23 protein-coding genes and 1 pseudogene are annotated in these 18691 nt (G+C 48.0%); 17 read left to right on the forward strand and 7 right to left on the reverse strand.

From position 1 onward, the window contains the following. The 5 genes and pseudogenes from ACJAYR_RS15410 to ACJAYR_RS15430 all read left to right on the forward strand — a co-directional run. A pseudogene (locus ACJAYR_RS15410) lies at positions 1–118 on the forward strand (flagellar biosynthetic protein FliP); the annotation flags it as partial. Then, positions 105–617, forward strand: a complete 513-nt coding sequence (locus ACJAYR_RS15415; RefSeq protein ID WP_415237427.1) for an EndoU domain-containing protein — start codon at positions 105–107, stop codon at positions 615–617. The pseudogene ACJAYR_RS15410 and the gene ACJAYR_RS15415, both read left to right, overlap by 14 nt. Before the next feature lie 7 nt (positions 618–624). After that, on the forward strand, positions 625–930 hold the full coding sequence (locus tag ACJAYR_RS15420; RefSeq protein ID WP_415237428.1) for a hypothetical protein: 306 nt from the start codon (positions 625–627) through the stop codon (positions 928–930). 101 nt (positions 931–1031) lie between these two features. Then, the gene (locus ACJAYR_RS15425; RefSeq protein WP_415237429.1) at positions 1032–1625 is read left to right on the forward strand and encodes a LysE family translocator; all 594 of its coding nucleotides are present in this window, start codon (positions 1032–1034) and stop codon (positions 1623–1625) included. Between the two features lie 110 nt (positions 1626–1735). Next, positions 1736–2128 carry a flagellar basal body rod protein FlgC gene (locus ACJAYR_RS15430; protein ID WP_415237430.1) on the forward strand — a complete coding sequence of 131 codons (393 nt, stop codon included), beginning with the start codon at positions 1736–1738 and terminating at the stop codon, positions 2126–2128. A 100-nt stretch (positions 2129–2228) separates the two neighbouring features. Here the strand turns inward: ACJAYR_RS15430 and ACJAYR_RS15435 are convergent, their stop codons facing one another. Beyond that, positions 2229–3194 (reverse strand): NAD(P)H-dependent flavin oxidoreductase, encoded by a 966-nt coding sequence (locus ACJAYR_RS15435; protein ID WP_415237431.1) that lies wholly within the window; start codon positions 3192–3194, stop codon positions 2229–2231. A 127-nt stretch (positions 3195–3321) separates the two neighbouring features. Here ACJAYR_RS15435 and ACJAYR_RS15440 point away from each other — a divergent pair, with 127 nt between their 5' ends. The 3 genes from ACJAYR_RS15440 (at position 3322) to ACJAYR_RS15450 (ending at position 5365) form a co-directional block, all read left to right on the forward strand. Beyond that, the gene (locus tag ACJAYR_RS15440) at positions 3322–3900 is read left to right on the forward strand and encodes a TetR/AcrR family transcriptional regulator (protein WP_415237432.1); all 579 of its coding nucleotides are present in this window, start codon (positions 3322–3324) and stop codon (positions 3898–3900) included. Positions 3901–3979: 79 nt separating this feature from the next. Next, positions 3980–4708 carry an SDR family oxidoreductase gene (locus ACJAYR_RS15445; RefSeq protein WP_415237433.1) on the forward strand — a complete coding sequence of 243 codons (729 nt, stop codon included), beginning with the start codon at positions 3980–3982 and terminating at the stop codon, positions 4706–4708. Positions 4709–4750: 42 nt separating this feature from the next. Continuing rightward, positions 4751–5365: a 2-hydroxychromene-2-carboxylate isomerase gene (locus ACJAYR_RS15450; RefSeq protein WP_415237434.1), complete on the forward strand. Its 615-nt coding sequence runs from the start codon at positions 4751–4753 to the stop codon at positions 5363–5365. Positions 5366–5427: 62 nt separating this feature from the next. Here the strand turns inward: ACJAYR_RS15450 and ACJAYR_RS15455 are convergent, their stop codons facing one another. Then, complete coding sequence (locus ACJAYR_RS15455; RefSeq protein WP_415237435.1) at positions 5428–5892, reverse strand: winged helix-turn-helix transcriptional regulator; 465 nt, start codon at positions 5890–5892, stop codon at positions 5428–5430. Positions 5893–6015: 123 nt separating this feature from the next. Between ACJAYR_RS15455 and ACJAYR_RS15460 the strand changes: the two genes are divergently transcribed. Continuing rightward, positions 6016–6804 carry a hypothetical protein gene (locus tag ACJAYR_RS15460; RefSeq protein ID WP_415237436.1) on the forward strand — a complete coding sequence of 263 codons (789 nt, stop codon included), beginning with the start codon at positions 6016–6018 and terminating at the stop codon, positions 6802–6804. An 11-nt stretch (positions 6805–6815) separates the two neighbouring features. Here the strand turns inward: ACJAYR_RS15460 and ACJAYR_RS15465 are convergent, their stop codons facing one another. The 4 genes from ACJAYR_RS15465 to ACJAYR_RS15480 form a co-directional block, all read right to left on the reverse strand. After that, complete coding sequence (locus tag ACJAYR_RS15465) at positions 6816–7517, reverse strand: HTTM domain-containing protein (protein WP_415237437.1); 702 nt, start codon at positions 7515–7517, stop codon at positions 6816–6818. Then, the gene (locus ACJAYR_RS15470) at positions 7514–7990 is read right to left on the reverse strand and encodes a hypothetical protein (RefSeq protein WP_415237438.1); all 477 of its coding nucleotides are present in this window, start codon (positions 7988–7990) and stop codon (positions 7514–7516) included. The genes ACJAYR_RS15465 and ACJAYR_RS15470 overlap by 4 nt, the downstream gene beginning before the upstream one ends. Then, positions 7987–8859 (reverse strand): DMT family transporter, encoded by an 873-nt coding sequence (locus ACJAYR_RS15475; protein WP_415237439.1) that lies wholly within the window; start codon positions 8857–8859, stop codon positions 7987–7989. The genes ACJAYR_RS15470 and ACJAYR_RS15475 overlap by 4 nt, the downstream gene beginning before the upstream one ends. A 190-nt stretch (positions 8860–9049) precedes the next feature. Further along, a complete protein-coding gene (locus tag ACJAYR_RS15480) occupies positions 9050–9478 on the reverse strand; it encodes a VOC family protein (protein ID WP_415237440.1) in 429 nt (142 codons plus the stop codon). Between the two features lie 373 nt (positions 9479–9851). Here ACJAYR_RS15480 and ACJAYR_RS15485 point away from each other — a divergent pair, with 373 nt between their 5' ends. Both ACJAYR_RS15485 and ACJAYR_RS15490 read left to right on the forward strand, forming a co-directional pair. Next, complete coding sequence (locus ACJAYR_RS15485) at positions 9852–10595, forward strand: substrate-binding periplasmic protein (RefSeq protein ID WP_415237441.1); 744 nt, start codon at positions 9852–9854, stop codon at positions 10593–10595. A gap of 43 nt (positions 10596–10638) precedes the next feature. Beyond that, the gene (locus ACJAYR_RS15490) at positions 10639–12294 is read left to right on the forward strand and encodes a methyl-accepting chemotaxis protein (protein ID WP_415237442.1); all 1656 of its coding nucleotides are present in this window, start codon (positions 10639–10641) and stop codon (positions 12292–12294) included. A gap of 150 nt (positions 12295–12444) precedes the next feature. Here the strand turns inward: ACJAYR_RS15490 and ACJAYR_RS15495 are convergent, their stop codons facing one another. Beyond that, entirely contained in the window at positions 12445–13167 is a 723-nt protein-coding gene (locus tag ACJAYR_RS15495) for a GntR family transcriptional regulator (RefSeq protein ID WP_415237443.1), read from the reverse strand. A 163-nt stretch (positions 13168–13330) separates the two neighbouring features. Here ACJAYR_RS15495 and ACJAYR_RS15500 point away from each other — a divergent pair, with 163 nt between their 5' ends. From ACJAYR_RS15500 to ACJAYR_RS15525, 6 genes are all read left to right on the forward strand, one after another. Next, the gene (locus tag ACJAYR_RS15500; protein ID WP_415237444.1) at positions 13331–14146 is read left to right on the forward strand and encodes a transporter substrate-binding domain-containing protein; all 816 of its coding nucleotides are present in this window, start codon (positions 13331–13333) and stop codon (positions 14144–14146) included. A gap of 71 nt (positions 14147–14217) precedes the next feature. After that, positions 14218–14877: an amino acid ABC transporter permease gene (locus tag ACJAYR_RS15505; RefSeq protein WP_415237445.1), complete on the forward strand. Its 660-nt coding sequence runs from the start codon at positions 14218–14220 to the stop codon at positions 14875–14877. 16 nt (positions 14878–14893) lie between these two features. Then, on the forward strand, positions 14894–15556 hold the full coding sequence (locus tag ACJAYR_RS15510; RefSeq protein WP_415237446.1) for an amino acid ABC transporter permease: 663 nt from the start codon (positions 14894–14896) through the stop codon (positions 15554–15556). Then, entirely contained in the window at positions 15553–16275 is a 723-nt protein-coding gene (locus tag ACJAYR_RS15515) for an amino acid ABC transporter ATP-binding protein (RefSeq protein ID WP_169545271.1), read from the forward strand. The genes ACJAYR_RS15510 and ACJAYR_RS15515 overlap by 4 nt, the downstream gene beginning before the upstream one ends. A gap of 57 nt (positions 16276–16332) precedes the next feature. Continuing rightward, on the forward strand, positions 16333–17238 hold the full coding sequence (locus ACJAYR_RS15520; RefSeq protein ID WP_415237447.1) for a dihydrodipicolinate synthase family protein: 906 nt from the start codon (positions 16333–16335) through the stop codon (positions 17236–17238). A gap of 12 nt (positions 17239–17250) precedes the next feature. Then, complete coding sequence (locus ACJAYR_RS15525; RefSeq protein WP_415237448.1) at positions 17251–18681, forward strand: aldehyde dehydrogenase family protein; 1431 nt, start codon at positions 17251–17253, stop codon at positions 18679–18681. Positions 18682–18691: the final 10 nt, after the last annotated feature.

Genomic DNA, 18691 nt, shown 5'->3' on the forward strand with positions numbered 1-18691 from the left:
GTTGCCGCCGGTTATGATTGCCCTGCCCTTCAAGTTGATCTTCTTCGTTCTTGTTGATGGCTGGAATTTGGTTTCTAAGAGTTTGGTGGAAAGCTTCGTGACCGGTGCCGGTGGTTAGCGGACAAAACCCCTTTTCCTACGCCCTACAGGGTTTAATCATTGGGCTTTTCCTTCTTGGCTTCACGTCAACGGTTTTTGCCTTTGAACGCGAAGTCTGGTCGACGACAGATCCACAAATCAACCTTGTGCATGTGTTTGATGGGGAAATTAACCGCAAAGGTAAACCCACCGGTTTTCATCACTTTTCTCCCCGCACCGACCCGGCCCGCAGCCGGATCAAGAAAGTACTAGCCGGCCCTAATAAAACAGGAGTTTATACGGCGCTTGTTGAAATTTTCGATCGCAAACGAAACCAGTGGAAAGAAAAATTTTCCAGCCTGTTTCCGTCCAGCCTGACCCGCCACACCCTGATTAACGGGATCCTTCACGCGTACCGAAACAGTGAGCTCGGGACTGGCAGAAAATGGCGTGGTCCTTCCGGGCTGGGCTTTAAAATCGAAGGGTATCTGCTGAAGGACGGGCGTATCATCACAGCTTATCCGATATACCAACAATGAGGGCTTGATGATCTGTAAGCGCATCGACCATGGCCCTGAAAAGAAACCGACCCTAAAGTGTGACGAAGACGCCACCCTTCTTTGCGACTTTTTTGAAACAGAAGTTCAGGAGAGACCAGCCGTCGAGGCGCATATCCTTCAGGGTCTGGAAAGCTCTGCACTTGCTCAATATGAAGCTTCAGGTAACCTCTATACTATATTGTTTTTCAACAATAAATTCGAATTAACCCATCAGTTTGACGAGGACATTTCATGCTCAGGCAGCATTGCTGAATTTCTATGCATTCTGGATCTTTGGCGAGAAACTCACTAGATCTGTTCACGGAAAAATGTCAGACATTACGTTACGAACTTACCAGCGTCTTCAAACACGCAAATACCTGCCTTCAATTGACCTTAAACGAAAAAGTGCTGATGACTGTTGCCATCTACCCCCTGATTACATATTCGCTGATTAATTCCGCAACCCCGGGGCCAAACAATATCATGCTGGCAACATCAGGCGTAAATTTCGGATTTCGCCGGACGGTTCCTCATATATTTGGCGTATATTTCGGGTTCCTGTTTATGCTTGCGGTGGTCTGCTTTGGCCTAGGTCAGGTTTTTGACCATGTGCCCTTGTTGCAAGACTTCCTTCGATATGCCGGAAGTCTTTACCTACTATATCTGGCCTGGCGGATATTTTGGGCTGCCGAAACGTCCGAAGCCATAACCGCGAAACCGCTCACCTTTTTTGAGGCCGCTCTTTTCCAGTATATAAATCCAAAGGCCTGGATAATGGCGGGGACAATTCCGGCCGCTTTTGCGACAGGCGACGGTGTGTCTTATCTGGATATTGCGGTGTTGGTTGGAGGGCAGGCTATTGGCGGATTTCCGCCCATCCTTTTGTGGGTTGTTCTGGGAACGCAGCTGCGTCGCCTTCTCGCCTCTCCTCGATCCAGAAAAGTGTTTAACGCCGCAATGGCTGCTTTACTGGTATTTACTGTATTCCTGATTTTGACGGAATAGCCATATGAGAAATTAATACTTTGTTAACGAATAACCCCTATAAAGAGCATTACTAGAAATCAATATTCGTATAAAGTTTATTTAAAATTTTATACATATGGAGTTCGAAAATGGATTCAGTTATCGGATCAGCTTTGGCAGGAATGCGCGCCGCAACCCGGCAAGTCGCCACCAGTGCAAGCAACATTGCCAATTCCCAGACAGTTGGCACCCCCGGAGAAACTGGCGACAAAGCGGCTTATAAAGCCCTGGATGCCGTCCAAATTTCAGGGCCTACAGGCGGCCCAGAGGTCGTCGTCAAGCCCAAGGACCCCGCCACAAGCCTATCCTATCAACCAAATCACTCTTTGGCTTCTGATGAAGGATATGTGGAAACACCCAATGTCGATCTCGCAACAAATCTGGTAAAGAGCCAGATTGCGCAGCGTTCTTACGAAGCAAATATCGCCTCCATTATTACGTGGGACGAAATACAGGCAACATTGCTGGACATCAAATCCTAGCCTCAATTGCTTTGACTATCCCTGTTCCGGCCTCTGGCTGGAGCCAAAAAAAAGCCTCTCAATCCGAGAGGCTTTTTCATTATCGGCGCTACCCCAAAGGTCAGGCAACCGAAATACGGTCTTTTGCAGCCTGATATTCTTTTGCGAGACGGGCAACCACGTCACCGGCAGATTGAATTTCCTTGATGGCACTGATACCCTGACCACAGCCCCAAATGTCCTTCCAGGCCTTCGATTTCGAGCCGCCGCCTGAACCAAAGTTCATTTTGCTTGGATCGCTTTCCGGCAGATTGTCCGGGTCCATACCCGCATTGATGATCGACGGTTTCAAATAGTTCCCGTGCACACCCGTAAACAGATTGGTATATACGATATCATCTGCACTACTATCGACCAGACACTGCTTATAACCTTCCATCGCATTGGCTTCTTTCGTCGCGATAAAGGTCGAACCGATATAGGCCAAATCAGCGCCCATCGCCTGTGCTGCAAGAACGGCATCTCCGGTGGCGATGGAACCGCCCAGCAAGACAAGGCCATCAAACCATTCGCGAATTTCCTGTATCAACGCAAATGGAGACAACGTACCCGCATGACCACCCGCACCGGAAGCCACCGCAATCACGCCGTCTGCGCCTTTCTGGATCGCTTTTTTCGCAAAGAAGTTATTAATCACATCGTGAATGACAATACCGCCATAGGAGTGAATAGCCTCGTTCACGTCCTCACGGGCCCCCAAAGACGTAATGACGATAGGAACTTTATATTTCACACACATTTCAACATCATGCATCAAACGGTCATTGGATTTATGCACAATCTGATTAACTGCGAACGGTGCGGCCGGATTGTCTGGATTCGCCTGATTATAAGCATCCAGCTCTTCAGTAATCTTGATCAACCATTCTTCAAGCACTTCTGCAGGACGGGCGTTAAGGGCCGGAAAAGATCCAACCACACCCGCTTTACACTGCGCGATGACCAGATCAGGGTTTGAAATAATGAATAACGGTGACCCGATAACCGGGACGGAGAGGTTCTTTTGAAGAATGGGCGGTAAAGACACAGATATCTCCTATTTTACTGGCAAAAGGGCCGATGAATTATTTTCTTCCTAAGTGGACAAATGTCCGTATAATACGAAAACGGACACTTGTCCACATAAGATTTCGTTTATCGAGGAGAACCTGACGATGGCCCGGAGTGACGCCGTCCAGAACAGACAACGGATTATGGAAGCCTTTCACCGTGCAACGCGCACGGATCAGCCCGGCTTGCCGACAATGTCGGATATCGTCAAACATTCCGGATTGGGGCGCGGAACAGTGTACCGCCATTTTCCAGACATTGGCTCTCTTGCCTTCTCTTTTATGGCCGTCGGTTATGAAGCGCTGTTTGACCAAACAAGAAATGCGCTGCGCGCCGCCCGCTCCAAGCAAGAAACACGCGCGGCGCTAAAAGACCATCTTCTGCGCTACCGTGCCTATTCCAAAGAACATCTTTCCATTTTAATCCGGCCTGAATGCATTTTATCGGACGGTTACATTCTGGCGTCTACCAGCAACCGGCATACGGTGCGCCGGGCCCTTCGGGATATTGCCGCCCCCAAAATCATTGAACCCATCCTGCTGGAAACAATGTCGGATTTAATCGCCCGATCGGCTGAACCTGCCAATATCGGGGTTTCCAACATTACATTTGAAATGGATGACACAATTGCGGAGACTGCAATTGATATGGCCCTTACATTGATCGATCATGTTGTTCACTGAACCCGCCGTTCAGATAGCCATTGACGCAAGTCAGTCCAATTTATAAACTTAATAAAAATAAAAAGGATGGGAGATATAAATGACCCAGCAAAAAGTGGCTTTGATTATTGGTGCAGGGGATGCAACAGGCGGCGCGGTTGCCAAACGTTTCGCGAAAGATGGATATGTTGCCTGCTGTGTTCGGCGCAATGGCGATAAACTGACCCCCCTGATTAACGAAATTGTGGAGAACGGTGGTCAGGCCCATGGTTTTGGATGTGATGCCCGAAAAGAAGAGGATGTGCAAAGCCTGATCGAGACCATTGAAAGCGACATCGGGCCGATCGAAGCCTTTATCTTTAATATTGGCGCAAATGTTCCATCCTCAATTTTTGATGAAACGGCACGCAAATATTTCAAGATATGGGAAATGGGCTGTTTTGCAGCCTTTTTGACAGCCCGCGAAGTCGCCTTAAGGATGAAGCCTCGCGGTCAGGGCACCATGATTTTCACCGGCGCGACGGCCAGCACTCGCGGCAGCGCAAATTATGCTGCCTTTGCTGGATCAAAACATGCATTAAAGGCATTGGCACAGTCTGTCGCCCGTGAACTTGGCCCCTTAGGCATTCACGTTGCCCATGTCATTGTTGATGGGGCTATCGACACTGACTTTATCCGTACAAATTTTCCAGAAAGATATGCCCTGAAAGAAAAAGCAGGTATTCTGGACCCGGATCACATCGCCGAAAACTATTGGCACCTTCATACCCAGCCCAAAGATGCGTGGACGTTTGAACTGGATTTAAGACCATGGTCTGAAAACTGGTAAATCGCCATCACATTCACAACAAAAGAAAACGGGGAACTTTCCATGACTATTACTGTTTCACTTCATATCGATGTTGCCAGCCCGAACTGCTATATGAGCCATAAACTGATACCGGGCATCGAAGAACGCCAGAATGTAACTTTTGAGTATTTTCCGGTTCTTTTAGGCGGCCTTTTCAAACTAACAAACAATCAGGCGCCTTTTATCACGTATAAGGATGTAAAAAATAAGCCTGAATATAATCGGTTGGAAATGACGCGATTTATCCGAGATCATGACATGAACAAATTTCAAATGAACGACCATTTCCCGATAAATACAGTCCCCTTGATGCGCGGTGCTATTGTCGCTGAGCAGGAAGGCTTCCTGATGTCTTATCTGGATGCAATACTGAACGATATGTGGGAAAACAATCGAAACATGGGTGATCCCGACGTCATTGCCGCCGCCCTGACTGAGCACGGTTTTGACGCAGATCATATCCTGAACCGTATTCAGGATCAGGACGTAAAGGATCAACTGATGGCCAATACCCAAAAGTCGGCAACAATGGGGGTATTTGGTTGCCCGACAATGTTTGTCGGGGATGAGATGTTTTTTGGAAAAGACCGGATGGACGCTGTGGAGCGAGAAATCATTCGCCAGAAAAAGACCTGAAATAAGACAGGTCTGAACCAAATCAGAAGTAATGTAAAATCAAGGGCGTAGCTATCGTGCAATCAAGCCCGCTTTAACCCCGCTTTTGGGTTGCTGCGCACCTTGACGTCATGAGGGGTTACAGGCTCGCCGCATTCTGTACAGACGGTGACAGTATTGAAATCCTTCCCGCATTTGATATGGGTTCGGATCATCGGAGGTTCCCCGTCGACGGCGTAGTACCGATCTCCCCAGGCGACAATTGCCATAATCACGGAATGCAGATCCAATCCTTTTTCGGTAAGTTTGTAGTCATAGCGCACTGGTTTTTCCTGATAAGGGACTTTCTTCAAAACCCCCTGCTCGACCAGCTTATTCAGGCGATCGGTCAGGATCGTTCGCGACAAATCAAGATCTTCCAGAAAATCATCAAATCTTTTCACGCCAAGAAAACAGTTCCTTAGGATCAAAAGTGTCCATCGATCACCAAATACGGCCAACGAACGTGCGACTGAACAGTTTTGCTCACTCAATTCTTCCCAACGCATACTTTGCTCCCAAAAAACTTATTTGGACAATGATACTACATCACCGTTCCAGTTTCAAAATTCGTTAAAAACGATTGCATATTTTATGGAATTTGGTCACCTTATTTCCATAAGGAAAAGGGAATGGAACACAAAACCTATACAAGATTAAGACAGGTATGTCTGGCGACCGAAAATATCCGGCTCTCTGAAGGTATCCTGGCGCGGGTATTAGGTCTTTCACCTTGCCATAGAAGTACGTTGCCTGACTATGGGTTGGAAAACTCCCTATTTGTCATTGGGGCGAGTTTCATTGAACTGGTCGCGCCCATTGAGGAAAACACAGCGGTTGCCAGATTTCTTAAAAAAAACAACGGCCTTGGCGGCTATATGGCTATTTTTGACTGTGAAGACACAGCCCTTCGGAAACAGTTATTAAATCTGCAATTCATTGACATTATCGCTGAACGACAGGGCGAGAAAGCAGACCTCATCCAGCTCGACCCACGAAAAACAGGCCTGACAATGGTAGAGCTGGACCATCACAAGGAAGGTCGCAGACGGATGGACGGTTATGAATGGGCCGGGCCGAATTGGCAAAAGCATGTGTACCAGGCCGTGGTGGAAGACATCGTAAAATTTGCTTTCAGATGCCACGATCCCATAAAAAAGGCTGATCAATGGCGGCGTTTCCTGATCACCACCAAAAAACAGGCGCCTGACAAGCCTGCTACTATTGCCCTCGACCACGGCACGTTAGAGTTTGAGAGCTGTCCCACCGATGCAAAGGAATATTTTTCGGAAATTCATCTGATCACCCATAGCCGAAAATCGGTTCTTCAACGCGCTAAAGAAGAGCAGTTGGAGACGGCAGAAGACCGCTTTCATTTTTGTGGTGTGGATATTGTATTGATTGACAGCGAAACTTCTTAACGGCCGTCACCTCACCCCAACAAGGCACTGCCTCCGAATAAACGGCCCTGCAACCAAATAATCGACGGATAGGCAGCCAACCAGATCCAGAAAAATCGGTTCAACCCAAAAAAACAGGCATTTAAAAAATGAAATAGCGCGGCGATCAGCAAGCCCGCGATCAAACTGGGCTGTGTAAGGAGACTAAACGGAAAAATCAGCTCAAACAGCATCACCATCCAGGACGCCCCAAATAACAGCGTAGGCCTCGCCGCGAACGCCCGAAGGGACTCGCTGACCGGATAGGCTGAATAGAGAAAAACATCCTGAAGTGCCCTCCCATTTCGCCATGCAGGATTGACGATCTTTACCCAGCCTGAAATGAAATATGATAAAACCAGTTGAACAGCGAGATAACCAAAAGCCAGCTCCTGCCAATGACTTTCCGGCAAAAAATGGACAAGAAGCAAACAGGCCAGAACCAACAGGCTCATGCGATCACTGCCCCCATTATAGGGACCGTCAAAGCGGTACAGCATCCCCAGCGAAAGAACGGCAAGACCAACGAGGACCCACCCTGTTTGGAACCCTGAAATTAACAGAAGACACATCCCAACCCGAGCAAGAAACAACAGATGCAGCCGACGGTTAGACAATAAATATTCAATGCTTTGCTGCAAAAATGCCAAACCAAGTAATATTTCAGTCGCCCGTACCGCGAAATCCAACGTCATATTGAATACGCCTCGGAACAGGAATAGACAGGAGAAAGAAACTCGACTTCTTTGGTGATCCTGTCCTCCACCCGACTGATAAAAATCAGGCGAAATTGAAAGAACGGATATCCCTCAGGATTAGCCCCCTCTTCGTTCAGGGCCACACCAATATTCGTTTGAATTTCTGTTTCCGCATGAGACGAACCGTAGGCTGCCAGACGCTCAGCGCAACTGACAAGAAATAAGCTCTGGTTCCAGTTAGGGTTCCACACCATACGGCGCATCATTCGCCCAACCGAAACATTATCGGGTCTCGGCCGAAACTCCCTCCAGTCGGGTTCGTTTTCGGCCTGTCCAGCCTCTTGCGGTTTGGCGATGGCCAAAAGACGGTATTCAATGCGAGGAGATGGGGCAATAATATCAAAAAACCGCCAGGAAGGAATGACAGCCGGTAACAAAAGCCTAAGGGAATAGACTATGTCCTTTATCATGCCGCTTTTTTAACCTTTTCGCGCCAAAGTGTAAACAGCCCTGCTGCGACAATCAAAAGGGTTCCGACAGCGACGTTTAGTCTGAGAGTTTCACCAAATACGAAAAGCCCGATTGCCGTTGCAAAGACCAATTGTAAATAGGCAAAAGGCTGAATGGCGGACGCTTCGGCGACTTCATAGGCCTTAATCATACAAAAATGTCCTGCGGCCCCTGTCACGCAAAGAATTGCCATTAAACCCCAGTCCCATCCAACCAAAGGTTCCCAAAAGAAAATTCCGATCCCGGTTGTAACCACTGCGCCGACTGTGCCGGTCCAGAAGAAACTGGTTGCAGCGTCATCCTGACGGGCTACATACCGGTTCAACAATCCATATACGGCAAACATCAGGGCGGCGACAAACGGGATTGCCGCATAGGGCGAAAATACACCACTGTCTGGCTGCAAGACAATCAACACACCGACAAATCCGACTGCAATCGCAGTCCATCGGCGCCACCCGACATGTTCTCCCAGAACCGGACCGGACAACGCCCCAATTAACAAAGGATAAACCGCAAATACAGCATGACTTTCAACCAATCCCAAATAGACAAAGGCCAGTACCATAACAATAATTTCACAGGCCAGTAGAGCCCCTCTGAAGGCTTGAAGTATGGGCTGGCGAGTGGCAGTGGCAGCCCGTATAGATCCCTTTTGCCGACGGGCAATGGCAATCACAAAAAAGGCAAAAAACCAATATCGGATCATAACGATCGTCGTGGTATTGGTGGCTTCCGCCAGATAGCGGGACAATCCGTCCTGTGTTGCAAAGATAAAAGTGGTCAACACCATCAGCCAAACACCATATCGGGTTTCATTCTGGATCATTTATAAATCTCTTTAAGGGTGCCGAATTGGTCACGGATTGCACGGCATGAAAGCCGATAGGACACTTTATTGGCATTTTGGATTTTGACAACTCTCCTTTTCCCCAAAGAGAAGAAAGAAGAGGAGAGCGTTTATTGTCTCTGGGTGAACATGTTAGCTGAACAACCGTGCCCAAACAAAGCCGGGCTTCCTATTTTGCAAATAATTGCTCCAAATTTTTAAAGGCTTTCAACTCAAGTGCATTCCCGGCGGGATCATAAAAAAACATGGTCGCCTGCTCTCCGGGCTCCCCTTTAAAACGAATGTAAGGCTCTATCACAAAATCCGTCCCCCTCTTGACCAACCGGTCAGCCATGGAACGCCAATCCTCCATCGTCATAACAATCCCAAAATGGCGAACAGGAACACCGTGGCCATCAACAGCATTCAAGGCAACATTGCCAGCCTCTTCTGGCGCAAGATGAGCGACAATCTGGTGACCGAAAAAATTAAAATCAATCCAATCGTCGGAACTTCTCCCCTCACTACAGCCCATAACAGTAGTATAAAATGCGCGGGCTTTGTCCAGATCATCAACAGGAAAGGCCAAATGAAACGGCCGCAGGGTTTGTTCAGTCATCGTCATTCTCCATGCTACATACGCGCTGCACTATGGTCGATAAAACGGGTATTTCAAACAAAAAGTGCAGAGAAACGAACAGCTGAACTGCACAGATCCTCTTATTCTTATTTCAAACAGCTTTTATCCCATAAGTGATAATCAAGCGGGCACGCAGCATGAGTTGGCAGCGAAGCGTTGCAAGGTTAATACTTTAATACAAATCTCACGAGCCTTTTTGGTCTGCCATTGGGTGTTGATCTGAAATCAAGCCGTGCAATTTACAATCGCCAACAGCTGGTACAAACAATCTTGAGATATTTAAAATTTATTAAGCATTTACCTAATATGCTGGCTGAATAGTTTATGGATCTAAAACGAAAGAATTACTCTGATGGCATTTTCCTTAAAAAAATTGACTTTCTCCCTTCTTGGTACAGCGCTTCTGTCCGGTGCATTTGGTGCCGCTCAAGCGGCTGAAATCAAAGTCGGTCAGGGTGTCCTTCCTCCTTATGGAATCAAAGAATCAAATTCTGGTATCGAGGTGGATATTGTACGGGCTGCACTCGCGAAAAAAGGCCATACAATTGTTGTACGGTTTGTGCCTTTTGGTCGGGTTGGTAAAGATTTTCAGGATGGAAAGATTGACGCTGCGAACACGCTAACGCCAGACTCTGGCGTCAAAGCTGAGTATTCAGACAGCCATATCTCCTATCAGAATGTTGCAACAACCCTGAAGGACAGCGGTCTAAATCTGGGATCCATTGGCGACCTTGGCGCCCATAAGGTTGTGGCGTTCGCAAACGCGTCAATCTACCTTGGTGACGATTTCGCCAAAATGGCATCCAGCAACAAGAACTACCGTGAAGTGGCTGATCAGGCAACCCAGAACAAACTTCTGATGACAGGCCGTACGGAAGTTGTTGTCGGCGATATTCGGATTTTTCAGTTCTACAACAAGAAGATTGCGGATCAGGTAAAGCTTAAAGACGTCACCTACCACACCATTTTTAACCCAACTGCTTATTCAGTCGCTTTTAAAGACGCGAAGATCAGAGATGACTTCAACGCTGGTTTGAAAGAAATCAAAGCAAGCGGCGAATATGATCAGATCATCGCCAAGTATGTCAAAGGCTAATCAGTATTAGCCTTCGTGGATTGTAAAAAGAACGGAAACAGACATGACAGATGTCATTGAAGAAAAATCCAGTGGTCAACTCTCGCTGCAGGCAAAAATTTTGTCTGCAGTGATAGGCCTTACACTGTTTGTCCTGATCATTGCGGCAACCTTGGGTGTTTATGTATTTCAGACCAACCAGAAGTCTCAGATACAGTATCGCGCTGATATTATTACCACCCTTCAGGCGGCTGCAATCGTTGGGCCTATGTGGGATTTGAATAACGAAGCCGCCCAAGGCCTGCTGGAAGATTTGGCCCAAGACGAAGATTTTCAGTTTGTCGAGGTTCTGGATCCAAAAGGAGAACGGCTGTTTTCATACGGAGAGCTTCCTGAAAATGCGGATGTCACCAGCAGCCGACGCGATATTATTCAATCGGAAGACGGTCAGGAAGAAAAAATTGGATCCCTCGTTTTACATTTGTCAAACGAATGGATTAACAGTCAGCTTATTAGCATGGCGGTTTCCGCCGTCATTGCGACCCTGATCATTCTGGGGGCCCTTTCGACAGTTGTCATTGTGTCATTCAGAAAACTGACTGTTCCTTTGGCCAAAATGACCGAAGAAATGAAAGAATTGGTCTCTGGTAATCTGGATATTGAAATTGGCGAACTTGATCGTCAGGATGAAATCGGCCACATGGCCAATGCCATTCAGGTTTTCAAACAATCGGCCATTCAGAAGCGCCAGCTTGAAGCAGAACAGATTGAAGCCAATAAACTGGCCGAACAAGAACGCATCAATGCGGAGAAACGACGCGAAGAACGGATCCTTCAACAGGAACGAGACAAAGAACAGGCTGAGCAGGAAAAACGCGACGCCCTTCTTTCAATGGTCGGTACGTTTGAGCAATCTGTTGGCGGCGTTGTTGATGGCGTGGCCTCTGCAGCCACTGAAATGCAATCGACAGCACAAAGCCTGACAGATAATTCAAAAGAAACCACGGCACAGGCCAACGCCGTATCGGAAGCCTCGACCAGTGCCACCAATAACGTACAATCTGTTGCTTCTGCTGCTGAGGAATTATCCGCTTCCATCCGTGAAATCAGCCAACAGGTCTCACAGTCTTCAAATGTTACTAATCAGGCCGTTGAAGAAGCGAACAAGGCCAATGTTCTTATTCAGGGACTGGATGAAGGCGCGCAAAGTATCGGTGAAGTCATTTCCCTTATTCAGGATATTGCCGAGCAGACAAATCTGCTCGCCCTGAACGCGACAATTGAAGCGGCCCGTGCGGGTGATGCGGGTAAAGGCTTTGCGGTAGTAGCGTCTGAGGTTAAAAACCTCGCGTCCCAAACCGCAAAAGCAACTGAGCAAATCTCTGACCAAATTTCTAAGGTACAGGGATCAACAGCCGAGGCCGTTGCCGCTATTCAGGGCATTACACAGACGATTACGAAAGTTGATGGTATTGCGTCTGCAATTGCATCTGCGGTGGAAGAACAAGGGGCAGCGACACAGGAAATTTCTTCAAGTGTCCAAAAAGCGGCCATGGGTACTCAGGAGGTTTCCTCCTCCATCAATAACGTAACGACGGCAGCGACCCAATCCGATCAGGCTTCGCAAGATGTGCTATCCGCCTCAAGAGAGCTTTCTCAACAGGCTGAGCATCTGAGATATCAGGTTTCTGAATTTGTTCAGAATGTCAGAACCGGTTAAGCAATAAACCGGCTAGAATTACACCCTGGCGAGAAAAGGCTCCGGTAATGCTGGAGCCTTTTTTTGTTACAGGTCGTGTAAATGAAGCGAGATCTGACCCCACGGAAAAGGGCTGGCAATGACCCTTGAAAAACGACAGGAGTGTGGTTGTTAGTCTTTATTTTGTTTCCGCAGATATCCCATTAACGAGCTGTAGGAGTGTGCAATATGTTTGTGGGTTAACGCTGCGGCACGTTCAGCATCCCCTTTTTCGCAGGCGTTCAGAATTTCAGTATGCTCTTTAACCGCCGTCCCCATCCCTTTGGTCAGGACCAATTGGGCCCGAATGTAACTATCGATGCGGTCAATTGCTTCCCCAATAATTTTTAAATGATAGGGCCGCTGGCAATCACGATACAGGGTTTCATGAAACTGGCGGTTCAGGTCTCCCCATTTGGACGAATCTTCTTCAGCCCCGAACGCGTCACAGTATTTCCGGGCGAGTTCCAGAGTCTCCTGAGTCATATTCTCGATCGAATATTTAAGTACCAATGGTTCCAGATTTCTGCGAATCTCGAAAATCTCTTCGATTTCGTCATCACTGAGTGAAGAAACGATCACTCCCTTATAGCGTTCGTTTTTCACCAACCCTTGCGCTTCAAGCCGCTTCAGGGCTTCCCTAACAGGGATGCGGCTAACATTGAAAATCTTGGCAATATACTCCTGCCGGATCGACTCGCCTGCTTTCAAATTCCCGTTAATGATCTCATCTCTTAGGGCATCGAAGATAATATCCGAAGAAGATGCTATTTTTCCAAGATCGATCGCCCGATCTTTCATACCTGCATACAAAACCTGAAACTCCTTGTTTTTCCTGACCTTTTCAATAGTCAACTAAGTGAAATCTGTCAAATCTGACACAACAAAATGACGATTTTGTAAAAATTATATTTTATATTGGATCCAATATATCATATAAAACCTTCACCGCCGATATGAGAAGGGAAAAAAATCTCCGATATCGGTTTTGTTATTAAAATTTTTTGGAGGTATTTTTATGTTGGGTCGTTTTATGAAGACAATGGCATTCGGTGCCAGTCTTGCCGTTGGCCTGTCACAGGCACCGGCGCAAGCGGATAAACTTGACGATGTTATCGATAATGGCGTCCTTCGTTGTGGCGTTGTTTTGGATTTCCCCCCTATTGGCTATCGCGATGCAAACAACGAACCTGCGGGTTTTGACGTTGAATATTGTAAAGATCTAGCGTCAGCCCTCGAAGTTGATTTCGAAATCCTGCCGGTCACTTGGGCAGAAAGACTGCCAAGTATCGTAACAAACCGCGCGGACGTGGTGTTCGGGGGAACATCAGATTCTCTGGCACGGGCTAAAACCGTCGGTTTTACAATCCCTTATGCTATTTATTATGCACAGGCTGTTGTCGGTAAAGACTCAGGTGTAAAAACATTTGAAGATCTGGCCGGTAAGCGGGTCGCGGCTGCAGTGGGTACGGTTCCTGAACAGGAATACCTGAAAATTGCCAAAGAACGCGGTTGGGAAAAAGACTATCAGGGCTACCAGAGCGAAAACGAGGTTTTCCTTGCCGTTGCTCAGGGTAAAGCAGATGTCGGCATTACAACCAACACTGCGGTTAAACCAATTGCCGAAAAGTATGACACAATTATCCCTGGCCCACGTATGCCATGGACAACTGATTACACTTCTGTTGTTGGACCACGTAAAGACGTGACTTGGTTGAACTACCTGAACCTGTTCGTCACCCATCAGGTTCGTTCTGGCCGTTACCAGCAGCATTGGAATACTTTTGTTGGTGGTGAAGCACCAGAACTCCGCATTCCAGGCGTTATGTACTAATCCTCCCCTAACCCGTTCCCCCTTTGATCCTGAGAAAAGATTAAAGGGGGGATAAACTGGAGTGTGTAATCGTGGATTATAATTTTCACTGGCGCCCTGTTTTCCGGCAACTCCCTGATCTGTTAAACGCTGGCCTACTGACACTGGAAGTGGCTATCCTTTCTATGATCCTGGGGATTGTCATCGGATTACTTCTTGCCATTGCAAGAATTTCCGCACCAGCCCCGATCAGAATGTTTGCCACAGCATGGGTTGAAGTCGCACGTAACACCCCGGCTTTGTTCCAACTATTCTTCTTTGGGTTTGGCATCGGTGCATTCGGCATTCACTTAAGCCCGTACTTCATTGTTCTTGTTGGGCTTGCCTTCAATAACGCAGGTTATCTGGCCGAAAATTTCAGAGGTGGATTTCAGGCAGTGCCGGACACTCAAATTCGGGCGGCTCGTTCACTGGGTATGACTGCCACTCAAACTTATATTCGCATCATTATCCCGCAAGTCCTTCGAATTGTTTACCACCCGATGACCAACCAAATGGTTTGGGCGGTTCTGATGAGCTCACTCGGTATGCTCGTTGGCTTTCGTGAACTTTCTGGAGAAACACAATTCTTTGCATCGAAGACGTATCGGATTTTCGAATATTTCGCCGTAACGGCCGTCATCTATTACGTCATCGTCAAAATCATTTTGGGCGGCTCGAAACTCGCAGCCCGCCGTTTATTCAAATATTGAAGAAAGGAGCCTTTTCATGAGTAACGATATTTCTTTCTTCACAGATTTTCAGTTAAGTGACCTCCTTTTCCTGGGAGAAGCCGCAGGCAGAACTCTTATGATTTCTGTTGTCTCTATTACCATCGGCACCGTTCTTGGTTGCTTTTTTGGTTGGGCTTTGTCGGCGTCGCGCTGGGCCGCGCAGGTAACAATCGGTACTATTCTGGACATCTTCAGAAGTGTCCCGCTGATCATTCAGTTGATCCTGTTTTACAATTTCTTTCCGATCATCGGTTGGAATTTGGATCCTTTTGCTTCGGGCGCGTTTGTGCTCAGTATCTACACCGCAGCGTTGGTTGCGAATGTGGCGCGGGGGGGCATCGAAGCAGTGGGCACACCAATGCGCCGCGCCGCCCGTTCGCTTGGCATGAGCTACTGGCAGGATCTGCGGTATGTCGTTTGGCCAATTGGCCTGCGCGCTGTATTTCCTTCATGGGTTGGGGTCGCCTTGAGTGTGGTGAAGGACAGCGCATTGGTGTCCGTGCTTGGATATGTTGAGCTGCTAAGAGCATCGCAAATCCTGATTACCCGTACTCAGGAACCCTTCATAATTTTGGCATGTGCCGGGGCGTTTTACTTTGCACTTTCCTATCCGCTTTCAAAATATTCATCTAAATTAGAAGAAAGGTGGGCCTCATGATTGAGATCAAAGGACTCCACAAATTTTTCGGAAACCTCCATGTCCTGAAAGGGATCGACCTGACGGTCAAAAAAGGCGAGGTTCTCAGTGTTATCGGTTCATCCGGCTCAGGTAAATCAACGCTTCTATATTGCATCAATGCTCTTGAAGACATCCAGAAGGGCGAAGTTCGTGTCGACGGTGTTTCCGTCCATGAAAAAGGCGTCGACATCAATCAGCTGCGGCAGAATATGGGAATGGTTTTCCAACAATGGAATTCCTTCCCGCATTTAACGGCCGTCGAAAATGTCGCCCTCGCCCCGCGTATTGTAAAAAAGAAGTCGAAAAAAGAAGCTGTCGCCATTGCGGAAAAACAACTGAAGCATGTTGGTCTAGGCGACAAACTGGATGCCTATCCGTCAGCGTTATCCGGGGGGCAACAACAACGCCTTGCCATTGCCCGTGCTTTGGCAATGGAACCGGAATATATGCTGTTTGATGAAGCAACTTCAGCCCTTGACCCTGAATTGGTGGGCGAAGTTCTTGAAACAATGCGCATGCTCGCTGAAGAAGGCATGACAATGATTTGTGTCACTCATGAAATGGGCTTTGCCCGGGATGTTTCCGACCGTGTTGCCTATTTTCATCAGGGGATCATGGAAGAGATTGGTCCACCGGATCAGATCTTTGGAAATCCGACGAGTGAACACACCCGAAAGTTCCTGGCGAATGTTCGCTAGGACAAACGATTACTTAATTTAAAAACCCTCATTACAATCAAGTAAAGGAATACGACTATGTGGAAAGGTATGATGCCTGCCGTCACGACTAAATTTAATGAAGACGGTTCAATCGATGTTGCTGAAATGGAACGGTGCATCGGTTTGCAAATGGATGCAGGCAATGCAGGCGTAATTGTTTGCGGTACCCTTGGTGAAGGCTCAATGCTTAGCCCTGAAGAGCGCATTGATGTATTGAAAATCGCGAAATCCGCCTGTGGCGACAAGCCTGTTCTTCTGACAGTCAGCGAAGCAGGCACCCGTGAAGCATGTGATCTTGCACAGATGGGCCGCAAAGCAGGCGCAGACGGCCTGATGGTTGTTCCAAGCCCGATCTATCACACAGACCGTGATGAAACGATCACAAACCTGAAAGCAATCTCCTCTGCGGGTGATTTGCCTGTCATGATCTATTCAAACCGCGTTGCCTACCGGGTTGATGTAACACCAGAAATGATGGTTGAACTTGCAGAAGATGATCGCATGGTTGCGATTAAGGAAAGTTCTGATGACATCCGTCGTCTGACCGACATCGTCAATAAGTGCGGTGACCGTTACAACATCCTGACAGGTGTTGATAATCTGGGTCTTGAAGCGCTTCTGATGGGTGCTGACGGTTGGGTTTCCGGTGTTTCCATCGCATTCCCTGAAGAAAACCAGCGGATTTACGATCTGGTTCAGGAAGGGCGCATTACCGAAGCACGCGAGATCTATCGCTGGTTACGTCCCCTGCTTGATCTGGATGTTTCAACCGCGCTGGTTCAGCAGATTAAACTGGCCGAAGCCATTGCAATTGGCTCAACGGAGCACGTTCGCGCCCCGCGCCAGATCCTGAAAGGTGAGCACCGCGCTAACGTCGAAAAAATTATCCGCGACCAGATCGCCTGTCGTCCAAACCTTTCCAAATATGCGCTCGCAGCTTAAGGAAAAATATTAATGACTAATTTTCCAAACCTGATTGACGGTGAATGGACAATGGGGACGCAAAGCGTCCCCAACGTCAATCCATCGGATACCAATGACGTGATCGGTCACGCCGCCAGTGCCACAACAGAAGAAGTAGAACAGGCAATTGAAGCCGCCGCCGCGGCACAGGTGGGATGGGGCAAAAGCACGCCTCAGCAACGGTTTGATGTTTTGGATGCTATTGGCACCGAAATATTGGCACGTAAAGAAGAACTGGGGGATTTGCTCGCCCGCGAAGAGGGTAAAACTTTACCCGAAGGCATCGGTGAAGTTGCCCGTGCTGGTCAGATTTTCAAGTTTTTCGCTGGCGAAGCCTTACGTATTCCAGGGGAACGTCTTGACTCTGTCCGTCCCGGTGTTGAAGTCGATATTCGCCGTGAAGCCCTTGGTGTTATTGGCATTATCACACCTTGGAACTTTCCGATTGCCATTCCTGCATGGAAGTCAGCCCCTGCCCTTTGTTATGGCAACGCTGTGGTGATGAAGGCAGCTGAAGCTGTGCCCGGGAGTGCCTGGGCCCTTGCCGACATCATTCACCGGTCGGGCTTGCCTAAGGGTGTCTTTAACCTGGTGAACGGCAAAGGATCAAAAATTGGTCCGGTCATGATCGACCATCAGAAAGTTGCCGGCATTTCCTTTACTGGTTCCGTACAAACCGGTCAGCAGGTCGCGCAGGGTTGCGCGAAAAACCTCAAAAAAGTGCAGCTTGAAATGGGGGGTAAGAACCCGATGGTTGTTCTGGATGATGCGGATCTGGACGTTGCTGTGGATGCCTGTGTGAACGGTGCGTTCTTCTCGACAGGTCAGCGCTGCACAGCGTCAAGCCGATTGATCGTGACCGAAGGCATCTATGATGCATTTGTCGCTGCCATGAGCAAAACGGTTTCTGCCCTCACTGTTGGTGACGCCCGCAAAGCCGGCACACAAATTGGCCCGGTTATTGATCAGCGTCAGCTTGAAAAAGATCTGGAATATGTGCAGATTGCCCAGCAGGAAGGCGCAACGCTTGTCTGTGGCGGCGAAAAAATTGAAGGCTCAGGCCATTTCATGAGCCCCGCCCTGTTTATCGATACCGCCAATCATATGCGCATCAATCAGGAAGAAGTGTTTGGACCTGTTGCTACAATCATCAAAGCGAAGGATTATGATGAGGCGTTGAAACTGGCAAATGACACGGAGTTTGGATTGTCCGCGGGCATTTGTACGACATCGTTGAAATACGCTACGGATTTCAAAGCCAATGCCAAAGCAGGCATGGTAATGGTCAACCTGCCAACCGCAGGCGTCGATTACCATGTTCCTTTTGGCGGGACAAAAGGATCCAGCTACGGATCCCGCGAACAAGGCCGCTACGCTGCTGAATTCTATAGCACCGTCAAAACGTCCTATATGCAGGCGTAAGGAAAAGATC

Origin of the sequence: Sneathiella sp. (assembly GCF_047631475.1) — a bacterium.
Classification (GTDB): domain Bacteria; phylum Pseudomonadota; class Alphaproteobacteria; order Sneathiellales; family Sneathiellaceae; genus Sneathiella.

What these genes read in the sequence shown, in the direction of transcription:
- ACJAYR_RS15500 (WP_415237444.1), top strand. Translation starts at nt 13,331, where the DNA reads ATGTTGGGTCGTTTTATGAAGACAATGGCATTCGGTGCCAGTCTTGCC.
- ACJAYR_RS15520 (WP_415237447.1), top strand. Translation starts at nt 16,333, where the DNA reads ATGTGGAAAGGTATGATGCCTGCCGTCACGACTAAATTTAATGAAGAC.
- ACJAYR_RS15450 (WP_415237434.1), top strand. Translation starts at nt 4,751, where the DNA reads ATGACTATTACTGTTTCACTTCATATCGATGTTGCCAGCCCGAACTGC.
- ACJAYR_RS15440 (WP_415237432.1), top strand. Translation starts at nt 3,322, where the DNA reads ATGGCCCGGAGTGACGCCGTCCAGAACAGACAACGGATTATGGAAGCC.
- ACJAYR_RS15430 (WP_415237430.1), top strand. Translation starts at nt 1,736, where the DNA reads ATGGATTCAGTTATCGGATCAGCTTTGGCAGGAATGCGCGCCGCAACC.
- ACJAYR_RS15480 (WP_415237440.1), bottom strand. Translation starts at nt 9,478, where the DNA reads ATGACTGAACAAACCCTGCGGCCGTTTCATTTGGCCTTTCCTGTTGAT.
- ACJAYR_RS15465 (WP_415237437.1), bottom strand. Translation starts at nt 7,517, where the DNA reads ATGACGTTGGATTTCGCGGTACGGGCGACTGAAATATTACTTGGTTTG.
- ACJAYR_RS15485 (WP_415237441.1), top strand. Translation starts at nt 9,852, where the DNA reads ATGGCATTTTCCTTAAAAAAATTGACTTTCTCCCTTCTTGGTACAGCG.
- ACJAYR_RS15515 (WP_169545271.1), top strand. Translation starts at nt 15,553, where the DNA reads ATGATTGAGATCAAAGGACTCCACAAATTTTTCGGAAACCTCCATGTC.
- ACJAYR_RS15425 (WP_415237429.1), top strand. Translation starts at nt 1,032, where the DNA reads ATGACTGTTGCCATCTACCCCCTGATTACATATTCGCTGATTAATTCC.
- ACJAYR_RS15475 (WP_415237439.1), bottom strand. Translation starts at nt 8,859, where the DNA reads ATGATCCAGAATGAAACCCGATATGGTGTTTGGCTGATGGTGTTGACC.
- ACJAYR_RS15525 (WP_415237448.1), top strand. Translation starts at nt 17,251, where the DNA reads ATGACTAATTTTCCAAACCTGATTGACGGTGAATGGACAATGGGGACG.
- ACJAYR_RS15460 (WP_415237436.1), top strand. Translation starts at nt 6,016, where the DNA reads ATGGAACACAAAACCTATACAAGATTAAGACAGGTATGTCTGGCGACC.
- ACJAYR_RS15420 (WP_415237428.1), top strand. Translation starts at nt 625, where the DNA reads ATGATCTGTAAGCGCATCGACCATGGCCCTGAAAAGAAACCGACCCTA.
- ACJAYR_RS15510 (WP_415237446.1), top strand. Translation starts at nt 14,894, where the DNA reads ATGAGTAACGATATTTCTTTCTTCACAGATTTTCAGTTAAGTGACCTC.
- ACJAYR_RS15490 (WP_415237442.1), top strand. Translation starts at nt 10,639, where the DNA reads ATGACAGATGTCATTGAAGAAAAATCCAGTGGTCAACTCTCGCTGCAG.
- ACJAYR_RS15470 (WP_415237438.1), bottom strand. Translation starts at nt 7,990, where the DNA reads ATGATAAAGGACATAGTCTATTCCCTTAGGCTTTTGTTACCGGCTGTC.
- ACJAYR_RS15455 (WP_415237435.1), bottom strand. Translation starts at nt 5,892, where the DNA reads ATGCGTTGGGAAGAATTGAGTGAGCAAAACTGTTCAGTCGCACGTTCG.
- ACJAYR_RS15445 (WP_415237433.1), top strand. Translation starts at nt 3,980, where the DNA reads ATGACCCAGCAAAAAGTGGCTTTGATTATTGGTGCAGGGGATGCAACA.